Annotated in this window: 13 protein-coding genes; 9 read left to right on the top strand and 4 right to left on the bottom strand. The window is 73.3% G+C overall.

The annotated features are described in order from the left end of the window. Window positions 1–139: 139 nt before the first annotated feature. The 5 genes from ACLII4_RS02025 to ACLII4_RS02005 all read left to right on the top strand — a co-directional run bounded on the left by ACLII4_RS02025 (window position 140) and on the right by ACLII4_RS02005 (window position 6,856). Window positions 140–973 carry a serine O-acetyltransferase gene (locus ACLII4_RS02025; protein ID WP_412069227.1) on the top strand — a complete coding sequence of 278 codons (834 nt, stop codon included), beginning with the start codon at window positions 140–142 and terminating at the stop codon, window positions 971–973. 15 nt (window positions 974–988) lie between these two features. Then, window positions 989–1,918, top strand: coding sequence for a cysteine synthase A (gene cysK, locus ACLII4_RS02020; protein ID WP_412069226.1), 930 nt, complete (start codon window positions 989–991; stop codon window positions 1,916–1,918). Window positions 1,919–2,107: 189 nt separating this feature from the next. After that, a complete protein-coding gene (locus tag ACLII4_RS02015; RefSeq protein WP_412069225.1) occupies window positions 2,108–4,204 on the top strand; it encodes a putative bifunctional diguanylate cyclase/phosphodiesterase in 2,097 nt (698 codons plus the stop codon). A 110-nt stretch (window positions 4,205–4,314) separates the two neighbouring features. Beyond that, the gene (locus ACLII4_RS02010; RefSeq protein ID WP_412069224.1) at window positions 4,315–6,060 is read left to right on the top strand and encodes a histidine kinase N-terminal 7TM domain-containing protein; all 1,746 of its coding nucleotides are present in this window, start codon (window positions 4,315–4,317) and stop codon (window positions 6,058–6,060) included. A 70-nt stretch (window positions 6,061–6,130) separates the two neighbouring features. After that, a complete protein-coding gene (locus ACLII4_RS02005) occupies window positions 6,131–6,856 on the top strand; it encodes a YebC/PmpR family DNA-binding transcriptional regulator (RefSeq protein ID WP_412069223.1) in 726 nt (241 codons plus the stop codon). A gap of 237 nt (window positions 6,857–7,093) precedes the next feature. Here ACLII4_RS02005 and ACLII4_RS02000 read toward each other — a convergent pair whose 3' ends face one another. Then, window positions 7,094–7,447, bottom strand: coding sequence for an FKBP-type peptidyl-prolyl cis-trans isomerase (locus ACLII4_RS02000; protein WP_412069222.1), 354 nt, complete (start codon window positions 7,445–7,447; stop codon window positions 7,094–7,096). A 109-nt stretch (window positions 7,448–7,556) separates the two neighbouring features. Here ACLII4_RS02000 and ACLII4_RS01995 point away from each other — a divergent pair, with 109 nt between their 5' ends. From ACLII4_RS01995 to ACLII4_RS01980, 4 genes are all read left to right on the top strand, one after another. Further along, the gene (locus ACLII4_RS01995; protein ID WP_412070584.1) at window positions 7,557–8,354 is read left to right on the top strand and encodes a DMT family transporter; all 798 of its coding nucleotides are present in this window, start codon (window positions 7,557–7,559) and stop codon (window positions 8,352–8,354) included. Window positions 8,355–8,427: 73 nt separating this feature from the next. Next, complete coding sequence (locus tag ACLII4_RS01990; protein WP_412069221.1) at window positions 8,428–8,835, top strand: acyl-CoA thioesterase; 408 nt, start codon at window positions 8,428–8,430, stop codon at window positions 8,833–8,835. Next, complete coding sequence (locus ACLII4_RS01985) at window positions 8,835–9,737, top strand: alpha/beta fold hydrolase (RefSeq protein ID WP_412069220.1); 903 nt, start codon at window positions 8,835–8,837, stop codon at window positions 9,735–9,737. The genes ACLII4_RS01990 and ACLII4_RS01985 overlap by 1 nt, the downstream gene beginning before the upstream one ends. A 108-nt stretch (window positions 9,738–9,845) precedes the next feature. Further along, window positions 9,846–12,269 (top strand): CehA/McbA family metallohydrolase, encoded by a 2,424-nt coding sequence (locus ACLII4_RS01980; protein ID WP_412069219.1) that lies wholly within the window; start codon window positions 9,846–9,848, stop codon window positions 12,267–12,269. 6 nt (window positions 12,270–12,275) lie between these two features. Here the strand turns inward: ACLII4_RS01980 and ACLII4_RS01975 are convergent, their stop codons facing one another. The 3 genes from ACLII4_RS01975 to ACLII4_RS01965 all read right to left on the bottom strand — a co-directional run bounded on the left by ACLII4_RS01975 (window position 12,276) and on the right by ACLII4_RS01965 (window position 15,825). Continuing rightward, complete coding sequence (locus ACLII4_RS01975; protein ID WP_412069218.1) at window positions 12,276–12,812, bottom strand: peroxiredoxin-like family protein; 537 nt, start codon at window positions 12,810–12,812, stop codon at window positions 12,276–12,278. A 65-nt stretch (window positions 12,813–12,877) separates the two neighbouring features. After that, the gene (locus ACLII4_RS01970) at window positions 12,878–13,537 is read right to left on the bottom strand and encodes a haloacid dehalogenase type II (RefSeq protein WP_412069217.1); all 660 of its coding nucleotides are present in this window, start codon (window positions 13,535–13,537) and stop codon (window positions 12,878–12,880) included. A gap of 137 nt (window positions 13,538–13,674) precedes the next feature. Then, window positions 13,675–15,825 carry a M3 family metallopeptidase gene (locus ACLII4_RS01965; protein WP_412069216.1) on the bottom strand — a complete coding sequence of 717 codons (2,151 nt, stop codon included), beginning with the start codon at window positions 15,823–15,825 and terminating at the stop codon, window positions 13,675–13,677.

The following is a 15,825-nucleotide window of genomic DNA, read 5'->3' as shown; positions in this document are numbered from 1 at the left end:
CCGTCGGTGGGCGGCCCGACGCACGTCCGCCCCTGTGCGACTGGTGGGTCCCCCCACCGCTCCCGCCGCCGAGATCCAGAAGACCGGCCCGGACCTTTGCCGTCCGGTCGGGGTGAGGAGCCGGTTTCCGGCCCCTCCCATGCCCGACGTCCCCGACCCCTTCCTCGCCGACGTGCAGGCCGCCCGGCGGGCCCACACCCGCCCCGGCGGCCTCCGCGCCCAGGGCGACGCCGCCGCCGACGCCGCGCTCGCGCTCCTCTTCCCCGAGTTCGCCCACGGCCACGACGCCGCCAGCGCCGAGGCCGACGCCCGGCGCTACCTCGAACTCCTGGGCGGCCTCCTTCGCTGCACCGCCCCGGACCGCGCCGACGCGCTCGCGCGGCAGTCGCTCGCCGGCCTCGCCGACCTCCGCGACGCGCTCCTGCTCGACGCCCGGGCCACCTTCGACGGCGACCCGGCCGCGGAGAGCGTCGAGGAGGTGATCCTGGCCTACCCGGGCTTCTACGCGACCGCCGTCCACCGCATCGCCCACGCCCTCTGGCAGCAGGACGTCCCCCTCGTTCCGCGCCTGCTCGCCGAGCACGCCCACCGCGAGACCGGCGTCGACATCCATCCCGGCGCTCAGATCGGCGCGTCGTTCGCCATCGACCACGGGACCGGCGTCGTCATCGGGTCCACGGCTGTCCTGGGCGACCATGTCCGGGTGTTCCAGGGCGTCACGCTCGGCGCCCTCGTCGTCGACAAGGCGCTCGCCGAGACCAAGCGCCACCCGACCGTCGAGGACGGCGTCGTGCTCTACGCCAACGCGACCGTGCTCGGCGGCGACACCGTCGTCGGGGCCGGGAGCGTGATCGGCGGCAACGTCTGGCTGACCCGGTCGGTCCCCCCGGGCTCGGTCGTGACCCACGTCGCCCAGCTCCGGACTCAGGACGGTAAGACCTCCGTCCTTTCGCCCATCGAGTACCACATCTAACGCCTCCCTCTCTCGATGCCGTACGACTCCATCCTCGACACCATCGGCCGGACCCCTCACGTCCGCCTCAACCGCCTCTACGGCCCGGACGCCACCGTCTGGATCAAGCTCGAGCGCGCCAACCCGGGCGGCTCCATCAAGGACCGCATCGCGCTCTCGATGGTCGAGGCCGCCGAGGCCTCCGGCGAACTCCAGCCCGGCGGCACCATCGTCGAGCCCACGAGCGGCAATACGGGCCTCGGCCTCGCCATGGTCGGGGCCGTCAAGGGCTACCGCGTGATCCTGTCCATGCCCGAGTCCATGTCCGTCGAGCGCCGCACGTTGATGGCGGCCTACGGCGCCGAGTTCGTTCTGACGCCGGCCGCCGGCGGCATGAAGGGCGCCATCGAGGGCGCCCATCGGGTCCTCGACGAGACGCCCGGCGCCTGGATGCCCCAGCAGTTCGAGAACCCCGCCAACCCGCGCGTCCACGAGGAGACCAGCGCCCAAGAGATCCTGGCCGACTTCCCCGACGGCCTCGACGCGCTGGTCACCGGCGTCGGCACCGGCGGCCACCTCACCGGCGTAGCCCGCGTTCTCAAGCGTGAGATGCCCGGCCTCCGGGTGTTCGCCGTCGAGCCGGACGCCTCCCCGGTCATCTCGGGCGGCGACCCCGGCCCGCATCCCATACAAGGCATCGGCGCCGGCTTTATCCCGGCCAACCTCGACATGGACTTGGTGGACGGCGCCGTCCAGGTCTCCGGTGACGACGCCAGGGCCTACGCCCGGCGCGCCGCCCGCGAGGAAGGGATGCTGGTTGGCATCTCGTCCGGCGCGTCGCTGGCGGCCGTCGCCCAGACGCTCCCCCACCTCCCGGCCGGCGCCCGTGTGCTGACCTACTGCTATGACACCGGCGAGCGCTACCTCTCGGTGGACGGCCTGTTCGACGCGCCCGAGGCAGCGTAGTCGCCTCCTCGTCGCCGGCCGCACCGCGCGCCCGTTCCCGCCTCTGGGAGCGGGCGCGCGTCTCGTTTGGGGTGCCCCGGGCGTCAGCGGCGTGGGCGCCCTGTCGGACGGCCCATGAACCGACACCTGCCGGTTAACTCCTGGGCCTCCGCATCGATACCACAGGCTCATCAGTCGTGTCGTGTCGGAATGAGCATTCATACGTGGCACATCCTCGGTGTGGCCGTCCCCTACTTTCTCATCGCGACCGCGTTGTGGGGGCTGGCTGCAGGGGCCGTCAAGGACGCCGTCCGTGCGGGCTCGCTGCCCGACCACGTCGAGGGCGCCGTCGACGGGCTCACGGTCCGCGTCCCCACCGTCCTGCTGGCCTACACGCTGGCGTTCGTCGGCGTCGCGTTCATCTACGGGTGTGTCCTCGACCGGAACCACATGGGCGTCGCCATCGGGGCCGACCCCCACGCCGTCGCCCCCGGCGCGGACGCCTTCCTCTACGGGCTGGCCGTCGCCTCCTGGCTCTCGGCGCTCCTGCTCAGCGGCGGCTACGTCTGGCTCCGCCGCGGCACACGCCGTCTGCTCTCCGCCCCGGTCGCCCGTGACCGCGCCGAGGCCCGCTACCGGCTGCTCGCCGAGCACCTCAGCGACTTGGTCGCCCACCACGCGCCCGACGGCCGCTACGAGTGGTTGAGCTCGTCCGTCACGGACATCCTGGGCTACCGCCCTGCCGAGCTCATCGGCCGCGACCCCTACGAGCTGTTCCACCCCGACGACGTCGACCGCATCCGGACGGAGAGCCACGAGCTCCTCCTCGATGGCCGCGCCAGCGACACCGTCATCCGCTACCGGATGCGCCGCAAGGACAACGTCTACATCTGGCTCGAATCGCTCACCGAGACCATCCGCGACGGCTCCGGCGAGATCACGCGGCTCCAGGTCTCCTCTCGCGATGTCACCGAGCAGATGGCGACCGAGGACGACCTCCAGCGCCGCGCCCACCACGACCCGCTCACCGGCCTCGCCAACCGCTCCCTCTTCACCCTCCGCCTCGACGCGCTGGTCGAGAGCCCCGGGAGCGCCTTCGCCGTCCTCTACATCGACCTCGACCGTTTCAAGACCGTCAACGACACCCTTGGCCACGCCGCCGGTGACGAGCTCTTGTGTCAGCTCGCCGACCGCCTTCGACTCGTCAGCCGGGACAGCGACACCGTCGCCCGGATCGGAGGCGACGAGTTCGCCATCATCGTCACCGACGTGGCCACCGACGCCCGCGCCCAGGCCGCGGCCGAGCGCATCGAGCGCACGCTCCGGACGCCGTTCGACTTGGCCGGCACGCGCCGCCCGGTCTCGGCGTCGATCGGCGTCGCCGTCGGCCGCGCCGACCACGCCTCCTCGGGGGAGATCCTCCGCGAGGCCGACCTCGCCGCCTACGCGGCCAAGGCCGACCCGGCCGCCATCTGGGCCCTCTTCTCGCCCGCCATGCGCGAGGCCGCCGACCGCCGCTTGCGCCTCGAAGCCGACCTCGACCGCGCCGTGGAGCGGGGCGAGCTCCGCGTCGTCTACCAGCCCATCGTCGACCTCCCGACGGGGCGCATGCGGGGCGTCGAGGCGCTCGTCCGCTGGCAGCACCCCGACCTCGGGATGCTCTACCCGGACACGTTCATCTCCATCGCCGAGGAGACCGGCCGCATCGGCGAGGTCGACCGCTGGGTGATGGCCGAGGGGCTGCGCCAGCTCGAGCGGTGGGACGCCGAGGCCGGTCGCTCGCTCGGCCTCTCGCTCTCCGTCAACTGCTCCGCCCGCGATCTCCACGAGCCCCTCTTTGCCGACCACGTCCGGGCGCTGCTGGCGCGGGGCCCCGACCGCGCCGGCCGGCTCGTCATCGAGATCACCGAGAGCCTGCTCGTCGACGACCCCCGCCGCGCCGTCGCCGTGCTGGAGGCGCTCCACGCCGAAGGCGTCCGCTTCGCCATGGACGACTTCGGGACCGGCTACTCGTCGCTCAGCGTCATCCACGCCCTGCCCGTCGACACCGTCAAGATCGACCGGGCGTTTGTGCAGCGGATGGACGAGGACGAGGCCGCCCGCGAGATGGTCCGGACCGTCATCGGCTTCGCGCGGACGTTGGGGACGGAGATCGTCGCCGAGGGCATCGAGACGGCCGAGCAGCGCGCCGCGCTCGTCGAGATGGGCTGCGACTGGGGGCAGGGCTACCTCTTCGCCCGCCCGCTCCCGCCCAACGAGATCGCCGCTCTGATCCGGGCCGACGCGACGCTCGGCGAGCCCGCCTGACCCGGCGCCCGGCGCCACCCCGAAAGGGCGCGGCGCTCCGGTGCACGGCTGGCCCGCGTTGAGTCGGGCCAGGTCCCGTCGATACAGGACTTGGCTTCCAGATCTGCGCTGTGTCCTACCTCGTGTTCGCCGTCCTCACCCCGTTCGCCGTCGCGGCGATGGCATGGGCCGTGTGGATCGCCCGCCGCCGGGGAGGCGCGCCGGGCGCCCGCCCGCTCGCCTACACCTCGGCCGCCTCGGCCGTCACGCTCCTGGCCGAGTTCGGGGAGATGGTGGCCCCCACGGCCCGGCTGTCGCTCGCGTCCGAGCAGCTGGTCTACGTTGCGCTGCCGTGGCTGTGTGTGGGGTGGCTCGTGTTCGCCCTCGAGTTCACGGGCCGCCGCGCGTGGGGCCGGTCGTGGGCCGTCCGCACGTCCGGCGCGGTCGCCGCCGCTACGACCGTCGTGGCGCTCACCGCGGCACATCACGGCTGGCTGTGGGCGTCGATCGAGCCCGTTCAGGCCGGCCCGTTCCGCGACCACGTCGTCGCGTTCGGGCCGTGGTTCTGGGTCCACGCCGTCGCCTCGTGGGCGACCGTGGTCGGCGGCTCGACCGTGCTCCTGCGCGAGTACGGCGGCGGGCTCGCGACGCTCCGGCGGCTCTCGGTCTGGCTCGCCGTCGCGTCGTTCGCCCCGCTCGTGGTCAACCTCGCCTACCTCTCCGGCCTGACCCCGCTCGACAAGTCGATGACGACCATCGCGTTCGCGTTCTCGAGCGTCGTCTTTGCCGCGAGCACGCTCCGCTTCCGGTTCCTCGACCTCCAGCCGACCGCCCGGTCGGTCCTGATGGAGAGCCTCGACCAGGGGTTTGTGTCGATCGGACCCGCGGGCCGGATCACCGACTTCAACGGCGCCTTCCGCGCGCTCGCCGGCGAGCGCGCCGCGCTCGGCGAGCCGATCGGGGCCGTGGCGCCGGCGCTGGCCGCCACGCTCGAAGACGAGGTGGGGGAGGTCGCCCTCGACGGGCCCCGTCACTACGCGTGGCGGGCCGTTGCGCTGCCCGGCGCGCGCGGGCGCTCGCGGGGCCGGATCGTCCTCCTCCACGACGTCACCGAGCGCCGGGCCGCCGAGGCCGCCGTCCGCGCCGCCCTCGCCGAGGTCCAGGCCCGCAACGCCGACCTCGACGCGTTCGCCCACACGGTCGCCCACGACCTCAAGAACCCCATCCACGCCATCCGCGGCTATGCCGACCTGTTGCGCGTCGAGGGCGAGACGCTCGACCGCGCGCTCGTCGACGAGAGCGCGGACGTGGTGGTGCGGATGGCCGACAAGATGAATTCGATCATCGACGAGCTCCTGTTGCTCGCGGGCGTCCGCGACCAGACGGTGACGCCGGGGCCCGTCGAGATGGGTGCCGCCGTGGCGGGCGCGCTGGAGCGTCTCCGCCCGTTCCTCGACCGGCACCGGGCGACCGTCGACGTGCCCGGGGCGTGGCCCGGTGCCGTGGGCTACGGCCCGTGGGTCGAGGAGGTCTGGGCCAACTACCTCAGCAACGCCGCCAAGTACGGCGGCCACCGGCCGCGGATCGCGCTCGGCGCCGCGCGCGTCGGCGACGCCGTCCGGTTCTGGGTCGACGACGACGGGCCGGGCCTCTCAGCCGACGAGCGCGCTGCCGTCTTCGCCCCGTTCGCCCGGGCCCACGGCGAGCGCGCTGACAGCCACGGCCTCGGCCTCTCTATCGTGGCGCGCGTGCTTGACAAGCTCGACGGGGCCTACGGGGCCGAGCGGTCGCCGTCCGGAGGGAGCCGGTTCTACTTCGAGCTCCCGGCGGCCGAGCCCGCCGCCGTCGCGCCGCACGCGTGGGAAGTCCTGGCCTGAGCCTGGAGACGGCGCGTCCCTCCTGCGGACGCGGGTAGCTTCCAGGCCTCACCAGACCGAGTAGAGACGCATGGGCCGGATGTTCGAGAAGCGCAAGCACACGATGTTCGCGCGCTACGACCGCATGGCGAAGCAGTTCACGCGCGTCGGCAAGGAGATCGTGATCGCCGTCAAGGCGGGCGGGCCGGACCCCGACATGAACCCGACGCTGCGGCGGGCCATGCAGAACGCCAAGGGCGTCAACATGCCCAAGGACAAGGTGGAGGGGGCCATCAAGCGCGCGCTCGGCAAGGACACCGCCAACTACGACGAGGTGCTCTACGAGGGCTACGGGCCACACGGCGTCCCGATCCTCGTCGCCGCGGCGACCGACAACGTCAACCGGACCGTCGCCAACTTGCGCGCCGTGCTCTCACGCGGCGGCGGCAACCTCGGCACCGCAGGCTCGGTCGCCTTCCAGTTCACCAAGGCCGGCGCGTTCCAACTCGACCCCGACACGGTCCCCGACCGCGACGAGCTGGAGCTGGGGCTGATCGACGAGGGGCTCGAAGAGCTCACCGACGGCGTCGCCGAGGACGGCCGCGACGTGCTCGTCGCTCGGTGCGCGTTCTCGGACTTTGGCCAGATGCAGAAGGCCCTGGAGTCACGCGGCCTCGAGCCCATCGCCGCCGGCGTCGACTACGTCCCCTCGACGACTTCGGAGCTGAGCGACGAGGCGGCCGACGAGGTGCTGGAGTTGATCGCCAAGATCGAGGCCGACGAGGACGTCCAGACGGTGTACCACAACCTGGCGTAGGCCTTTTGCGAAAACCCTCTGGACTTGTCCTCCTGAGCGGAGCGAAGGATCTCCCCCGTAGGGAAGGCGCAGCCAGCGTGAGGCCGAGCGCCCAGCAGTACCGGCTTCGAGGGTTTGATGCGTTGGCGTCGAGATCCTGGGCTACGCCTTCCCTTGGGGGGCGCTGGCGCTCAGGGACGACTCGGTGGACGGCGAGTCGGCCTGCTGGCGCCAGCAGACCGACGTACGTGACAGACCCTAGCGCAGGATCTCGCGGAGCGTCACGTCGAAGGTCAGCGTCGCGTTCGGCGGGATGACGCCGGGGACGCCCTGCGCGCCGTAGCCCATCTCGGGCGGCATCACGATCGTCTTCGACTCACCGACCCGCATCCCGGTGATGCCCTCTTGGAAGCCCGGCACGACCCGGTCCAGCGGGAATTCCACGCCCTCGCCACCGTCGAAGACGGTCCCGTCCTCCAAGCGACCCTCGTAGTCCACGACGACGGTGCTGGTGGCCGTGGCGATGCCGTCGCCCGCCGCGTCCGTTGAGGGGTCCTCCGTCTCGCAAGCGGCGAGCACGAGGACGAGAGACAGCAGGGCGAGGCGAATCATGGCGGGGGAGGGGAGAGGGCGGGAGGATAGCCCGCGTCGGCATCGGGAGCGACCTTGTCCGGCCGTGCCCGCGCCCCGTGTTTCCGCCCTCGCGCTGACCGCGCTGACGATGGCCGCGTTCGCGGCCAACTCCGTGCTCGCGCGGCTGGCCCTTGCGACGACCGCCATCGACGCCGGCACGTTCACCGCCGTCCGAGTCGTCGCTGGGGCGGTCGCGCTGCTGGCGCTCGTCGGCGCGCGGCGCCAGCGGGTGGGCGGGAGCTGGGGCTCGGCCGCCGCGCTCGTGGCGTACGCGGGCTTTTTCTCAGTCGCCTACCTGAGCCTGCCGACCGGCGCCGGAGCCCTCCTGCTCTTCGGCGCCGTCCAGCTCACGATGGTCGGGTGGGGCGTGGCGACGGGCGAGCGGCCGAGCGGACCGGCGTGGCTCGGGATCGCGCTCGCGTTCGGCGGGCTCGTGGGGCTCGTCGCGCCCGGGCTGACGGCCCCGCCGCTGGCGCCTGCCTTTGCGATGGTCGCCTCCGGCGCGGCGTGGGGCGCGTACTCGCTGCGTGGCCGGGGCTCCGCCGCGCCGACCGCCGACACGGCGGGCAACTTTGCCCGGGCCGCGCCCCTCGCGCTGGCAGGCGCCGCCGGGTGGGCGGCTCTCGGGCCCGGCGTCTCGGCCGACGGGCCGGGCTTGGCGTACGCCGTCGCCTCGGGCGCGCTGACCTCCGGGCTCGGCTACGCGCTGTGGTACCGCGTGCTCCCCGCCTTGCGCGCCGCGACCGCCGCGACGGTCCAGCTCAGCGTGCCCGTGCTGGCGGCGCTCGGCGGGCTGGCCCTCGTCGGCGAGCCGGTGACGGTGCGGCTGGCGGTCGCCGGGGCCACCACCCTCGGCGGGATCGCGCTCGTGGTCCGCGCGCGGTGAGCGTCGTTCGGAGACCGCGTGCGCCTGGAACGCCGACGCCGGGCCGTCGTGAGGCGGTCTCTGTCCCGATCCGATGCCCGATCCCCTCTTCATCGCCCGCGTCCCCGTCCGCTGGGGCGACCAGGACGCGCTCGGCCACGTCAACAACGCGGCCTACCTGACGTACGTCGAGCAGGCCCGCATCGAGTGGCTCCGCAGCCTGGCCGACGAGGCGGGCGACTGGCCCGGCGCCCCGACCTCCGGCCCCATCCTGGCCGCGGCCGACCTCCAGTTCAAGCGCCCCATCGTATACCCCGCGACCGTCGTCGTCCGGATGACGGGCCGCCCGCCGGGCCGGACCTCGGCCGGCATCGATGTTGAACTGACCGTCGAGGGCGAGGACACGGTCTACGCAACGGCCGCGACGACGCTCGTCTGGGTCGACTACGCGACCGGCCGGCCGACGCCGCTGCCAGACGGGGTCCGCGAGCGGCTCTCGTAGTGCGCGGGCTGCTCCGCCGGATCGACCCCGTCGCTCGCGCCGTGGACCGCGCGCGTCGCAAGCTTCGCGACGCGGCGGGCGCGGAGCGCCACACGACGACGCTCGCCGACGGCCGCCAGATCGTAACCCTCGACACCGGCGGAGACCTCCCCGTGCTCGTCGCCCTCCACGGCATCGGCGCCAGCAAGGATCACTGGGCCCGGCTCGCGGCGCTCCTTCGCGACCGCGTCCGCGTCGTCGCCCCGGACCTCCCCGGCTTTGGCGAGAGCGACGGCACCGGCGACCTCTCGATGGCGGGGCAGGCCGAGACCGTCATCGCCTTCTTGGACGCCATCGGGCTGGGCCGCGTCCACTTGGCGGGCTCGTCGATGGGCGGGCGGATCGCTGCCGAGCTGGCGCACCGCGCGCCCGAGCGCCTGCGCTCGCTGTGGCTGCTCGCGCCCGCAGGCGCCGACGGCGACCGCCCCAGCGAGATGATCGAGGGCCTGTTCGCGGGCGAGGGCGTCCCGCTCTTTGCCCGGACACCCGACGAGTACGCCGCCTCCGTCGCCTTCTCGATGCGCCGCCCGCCGCCCATCCCACGCCCCGCCCTGCGCGTCCTCGCCGCCGAGAGCGCTGCCGCCTACGACCGCACCGTCGGTGTCTTCTGCGACATGAGCCTGGAAATGGGGCTCGGCCTCACGACCGAGGAGCTGGTGGCCGGGCTCCCCGTACCGCTCTTAGTGACGTGGGGCGACGAAGACCGCGTGCTCCACCCGTCGGGCGCCACGACGCTTGCGGCAGGCGTCGCCGACGCGACGGTCCACCGGCTCGCCGGCATCGGCCACCTCCCGATGATGGAGGCGCCCCGCCAGACGGCCGCCGCGTTTGCCGCCTTCCTCGACGCCCACCCGGACGCCTGAGTCCCCCGCTTGCGGGGCCGAGGCGGGGCACGTCCACACGATGGCGCGGCGGCGGGAGGCTCTCTCCCGGGGCCCGAGGCATATTGCGCCCCCCACCCGCCCGCCACCATGTCCCGGATCTTGTCGCGCCTCGTCCTCCTCGGCTTGCTCCTCGCGCTCGCCGCGCCTGCCCACGCGCAGTGGACGAACCGCTACCCGAAGGTCCCCGGCTTCTCGCACCACGTCTACCTCGAGGGGTTCGACCTGCCGACCTCGGCGGCCGGGCCCACCGACCCCACGCCGTCGCCCGACGGGCGGGCCGTCGCGGTCGCGTCGCGCGGGTGGCTGTGGCTCCTCGACCTCGACACGCGCCGCGCCCGGCGGATCACCCGCAGCGCGGCCGTCGACGCGCGCCCGGCGTGGTCGCCGACGGGCGACCGCCTCGCCTTCGTCCGCGACGACGCACACGAGACCTGGATCGTGGTCCTCGACTTGGCGACGGGCCGGGAGACGGTCGTGGCCCAGGCGCCCGGCTTGGAGCTCGACCCCGCCTTCACGCCGGATGGCGCCGCGCTGCTCTACGCCGCGGCCGGCGACGCTGGGCTCGGCCTCCGCCGCCTCGACCTCGCCACGGGCGCCGTGACGGTCGTCACCGACGGGCGGGGGCTGGCGCTCGCCCCTCGGCCCCACCCCGACGGCGCCCGCGTCGTCTACCTCGCCAAGCAGGGTGGCGACCAGGTCCGCCTGCGGACGTTGGCGACGGGCGACGAGGCCGTCCTCTACGACGGGAGCATCCTGTCCCAGACGCGTCCCGCACTCTCGCCCGACGGCGGGACGCTCGCCTTGGGCCTCCCCCTCGACGACGGCTGGGAGCTGGTCGTCGCCGCCGTGGCCGACCCCGGGCCCTCGCTCCGGCTGGTGGCCGGGGCCGCCCCGCCCCTCGCCCCCGCCTTCTCCGCCGACGGCGCCCACGTCTACTATGCCCAGGCCGACGCCGCCGAGCGGATCCGCCTGATGCGCGTCGCCACCGAGGGCGGGGCACCCGAGGAGGTGGCCGTCGCAGCGTGGGACTGGGGCGTGCCGACGGGGACCGTCACCGTTCGCACGACGCTCGGCGGGGCGCCCGCGCCGGCCCGGCTGGCGCTCGCCACCGGCGACGGCCACCCACTCTTCCCCGACGCCGGGCAGGCCTGGTTCGACGGCGAGAACGGCGTCGTCTACACGCCGTCGCCGGGGGAGCTGACGGTGACGGTGCCCGCCGGGACGGTGACGGTGGCGGCGGTGCAGGGGCTCGCGACGCCGGTCGAGCGCGCCACGGTGGCGGTCGGCGCCGGAGAGGCCGACGCCGTGACGCTGGCGCTGGCGCGGGTCTGGGACGGCGACGGCTGGCTGACGGGCGACCAGCACTTCCACCTCAACTACGGCGGGCCGTTCGCCCTCGCCCCCGGCGACCTCGACCCGCTCCTGGCCGCTGAAGCCCTCGACGTGGCGACGCCGCTCGTGGCCAACCTCCACAACCGCTACATCGACGACGAGCTCTGGGGCACCGACCGGACGGCGGCGCTGCCGTACCGCGTGTTCGGGCAGGAGGTCCGGTCCCACTTTTTCGGGCACGTCGGGCTGGTGGGCACCGAGACGCTGTTCCACCCGTGGATCTGGGGGCCGGGCTACGAGGTCTTCGCCCGCGACGACCGCGAGAACGCCACGGCCATCGCCCACGCCCGCGCCCAAGGTGGCATCGGAACGTATGTCCACCCGGTCTCCGTCCGCGACCCGTTCGCCGACGGCGCGGGGGGCGCCGTCCCCGCCTCGCTCGTGGCCGACGGCGTCTTGGGCGACCTCGACGGCCTTGAGGTCGTCTGCCTCTGGACCGACGACCTGGGCACGTCGGAGCTGTGGTACCGCCTCCTCAACCTGGGCCGCGTCGTCGTGCCGATGGCGGGCAGCGACGTGATGAGCAACTTCTACCGGACGATGGCGCCGGGCACCGCCCGCGCGGTCGTCCGCGCCGCGCCGGGGGCGACGTACGAGGACTACCTCGACGGCTTGAAGGCGGGGCGCAGCGTCGTCACCACGGGCCCGTTTCTGGACGTGCGGATCGCGGGCGCCGAGCCGGGCGGCGTGATCGCGGGCGGCCAGGCGGAGTGGACCCTCGACCTCGCCTCGGCCGTGGCGGTCGACCGCGTCGAGGTGGTCGTCAACGGTGTCGTCGTCGAGGTCCGAGAGGGGCTCGCCGAACCCGGGCGGCGGAGCTACCGCGGGACCCTCGCCCTCCCCGAGGCGGGGTGGGTCGCCGTCCGCGCTGTCGGCGACACGTCGCAGGGCTGGCCGACGATGGCGGCGTACCCGTTCGCCCACACGGCGCCGGTCTGGATCGGGAGCATCGGCAGCGTCGACGCCGAGGCCGAGCGGGCCGCCGCCATCGACCTCTTGCGCGTGCTCGACGCGTCGGAGGCCCGGTTCGAGGGGGCCTACACAGGCGTCGACGCGCCGGCCCTCCGGGCTCGGTACGCCCGCGCGCGCGCCGAGCTGGAGCGACGCGCCAGGGGCTGACGTGGGTTACGCGGCCACGGCCGCGCCCACCTCGCCCCGCGCGGGGTAGTCCTTGTCGAGGATGAAGTCGATGTTCTTGAGGAACGAGGGCAGGTGCGGGCGGCCCCACGGTGCCGAGTTGACGGCCGCGTAGTACAGCGTCCCGTCTGGGCGGACGAGGAAGAGGCCGGGCTCGCTGAACCGATCGGGCTCGCCGTCCTTGATGCCGTCGCTGAGGTACAGGCCCCACGCGCGGGCGCTCTCTTCGGACATCCCGTAGCCGATGGGCACGCCCTCAACGGCCCAGTCCATCCGCGCCTTCCGCGCGCGCGCCGCCGAGTCCATGCTCACCGCGAGGACGTCGACGCCGCGATCGGCGTACTTCTCGCGGACCTCGGCGAGCGTCTCGAGGTAGCTCTTGCAGACGGGGCAGTGCAGTCCGCGGTAGGCCGCGACGAGCGTGAACGACTCGGGCGACTGGTCGGCCAGGCGCCACGCCTCGCCGTCGAGGGTGTTGACGGTGAGGTCGGGGGCGGGCTGGCGGGGGAGGGGCGTGGTGGGCATGAGGAGCGGGGAGAGAGGACCCCTCTCACCACCCTCCGCCGCCGCCGGTCCGTGCGGCCCGCATCTCAGGCGTCTGCTGACCCGAGGAGCGCGTCGGCGATGGCGCCGAGGTCGGGGCCCTGAATGTCGGGCGCGGGCCAGCCGGGGACGGGCGCCTTGCCGGGCCGGGCCACGAACGCCGTCCGCATCCCGGCCCGGTGCGCGCCCGCGACGTCCCACGCGTGCGCGGCGACCATCGTGAGGTCGCCGAGGTCCGAGTCCAGCTTGCGGGCTGCGAACCGGTACGGCTCCGGGGCCGGTTTGTAGCGCTGCACCTCGTCGGCCGACATCACCACGTCGAAGCGATCCGCGATGCCGGTGTGGTCGAGCTGCTGGCGGACGGCGTCGAGCGTCCCGTTTGTCAGCGCCGCCAGCCGGTAGCCGGCCGCATGGAGCCGGTCGAGCGCGGGCGGCACGTCGGGGTGGGCGGGCAGCTGGACGACGGCGTCGAGGACGCTCGCGACGTCGGCGTCGGAGACCTCGCCGTCGGCGACGCTGCGCAGGGCGTGGCCGATCAACGTCGGGAAGTCCTGGTAGTGGTCGGTCGCCGTGGCGACGAGCCACAGGCGCTGGAGCTCGAGGAACCATCGGGCCTGGGGGCCCCCGGTCAGCGCCTCGATGCGGGGCGCGAGCACGCCCAGGTCGAGCAGCGTTTCGTTGACGTCGAAGACGAGAGTGCGGGGCATCGGAGAGGGGAGGGGGGCGCCGCGAACGAGGGCCGTCGGCTTGCGGGTCCGCCCGTCTCGGCGCCGAGACGGGTACTCACAAACCGGCCCCGCCCCCACGCAGGGGACGGGGCCGATCGCCGACGACCGATCACCGACTACTCGACGCCCTCGGGGATCGGGAAGCCGCGGTCGCGCATGAGCGGGGCGATCCCCGCGTCGCGGCCGCGGAACAGGCGGTACGCCTCGGCCGGGTCGATGGCGTTGCGCGGCGCGAAGAGGTACTCCACGAGTCGGCTCGCGACCTCGGGGTCGTAGAACCCGCCGGGCGCCTCGGCAAAGGCCTCGGCGGCGTCGGAGGTGAGCACGTCGGCCCAGAGGTAGCCGTAGTAGCCGGTCGCGTAGCCCTCGCCGGAGAAGACGTGCCCGAAGTGGGGCGTCCGGTGGCGCATCACGATCTCGGACGGCATCCCGAGCGCCTCCAGCGTTTCGCGCTCGAAGGCGTCGGGGTCGATGTCGGAGTAGTCATCGAGGGTGTGGAGCCGAAGGTCGATGAGCGCGGACGCGAGGTACTCGGCCGTCGAGAAGCCCTGGTTGAACGTCGCGGCCCGCTTGATCTTGGCGACGAGCTCGTCCGGCATCGGCTCGCCGGTCTCGGCGTGGACGAGGTAATTGTCGATCACCGGGTCCGTCAGCAGCCAGCGCTCCAGCAGCTGGCTCTGGAACTCGGTGTAGTCGCGGACGCCGCCGTTGAGCGTCGGGTACGTGACGTTCGACGCCAGGAAGTGCAAGGCGTGGCCGAACTCGTGGAAGAGGGTCTCGGCGTCGTCGAACGAGATGAGGACGGGCTCGCCCGGAGCGCCCTTGACGAAGTTCGAGTTGTTCGACGCCAGGACGGTCTTCGGGCCCTCGAACGTCGTGTGGCTGCGGTACGTGGTTGCCCAGGCGCCGGAGCGCTTGCCGCGCCGCGCGAACGGGTCGAGGTACCACAGGCCGACAAAGTCGCCCGCCTCGCGGTCCGTCACTTCGTAGACCGTCACGTCGGGGTGGAAGACGGGGACGGTGCCTGGGGCGACGGGCGAGAACTCGAACCCGAACAGCTCCCCGGCCACGTAGAACATGGCCGGGACGAGGTTGTCGAGCTGGAGGTACTGCTTGACCTCGTCGGAGTCGAGGGCGTAGCGGTCGAGCCGCACCTTCTCGGCGTAGTAGCGGTAGTCCCACGGCGCGATCGTGATGCCGTCGCCCCGAGCATCCGCGACGGCCTGCATGTCGGCCACCTCTTCGGCGACGCGGGCGATGGCGGCGGGCCAGACGTTGAGCATCAGCTCCATGGCGCGCTCGGGCGTTTTGGCCATCCGGTCCTCCAGGCGCCACGTCGCGTAGTCGTCGTAGCCGAGCAGGCCGACGCGCTCGTCGCGGAGCTGGAGGATCTCGGCGATGATGGCGTTGTTGTCGTTCTCGTCGCCGTTGTCGCCGCGGCTGTAGTACGTCCGCCAGACGGTCTCGCGGAGGTCGCGCTCGTCGGAGTACGTCAGGAAGGGGTCCATCGACGACCGCGAGTTGGTGACGGCGTACTCGCCCGCCCGGCCACGCTCTTGGGCGGCGGACGCGGCGGCGGCGACGTACGAGTCGCTCAGGCCCGAGAGCTGGCTTTCGTCGAGGTACGTCACGTAGCCCTCCTCGTCGGCGAGCACATGGTTGCCGAAGTCGGTGTACAGCTCCGCGAGCCGCTTGTCGATGGCCGCGTAGCGCTCCTTGGCGACGCCCGTCAGCGTGGCGCCGTTGCGGGCGAACCCGTCGTAGACCAGCTCCACGAGCCGGACCTCGTCGGGCGCCAGCCCCAGCGTCTGGCGCGCGTCGTAGACGGCGCGGACGCGGTCGAAGAGCGCGGCGTTCTGGGTGATGGCCGTGCCGTACTCGGAGAGCTTGGGCGCCAGCCGCCCCTGGATCTCGCGGAACTCGGGGCTCGACAGGTTCGAGCTCCAGATGCCGTAGTACGTGAACGCGTTGTCGAGCGGCTTGCCCGCCGCCTCCATCGCGACGATCGTGTTCTCGAAGGTCGGCGCGGCCGGGTTGCCGGCGATCGCGTCGATCTCGGCCAAGTGGGCGGCCATGCCCGCCTCGATGGCGGGCTCGAGCAGGTCGAGGTCCATCCGGTCGAAGGCGGGGACGCCGCCGTAGGGGCCGGCGTACTCCGCCAGCAACAGGTTGTCGTTGGTCGGGGCCGTCATGTCGGGGGCGTCGGCGGGCGGGGCAGCCGAGCAACCCGCGAGGGCGATCAGCAGGGCAACGAGGGGCGGGCGCAT

The sequence above is a fragment of the Rubrivirga aquatilis genome (assembly GCF_046845665.1).
GTDB lineage: Bacteria > Bacteroidota > Rhodothermia > Rhodothermales > Rubricoccaceae > Rubrivirga.
Note: the sequence above shows the minus strand (reverse complement) of the source record. Positions and strands in the feature narration are given on the sequence as shown.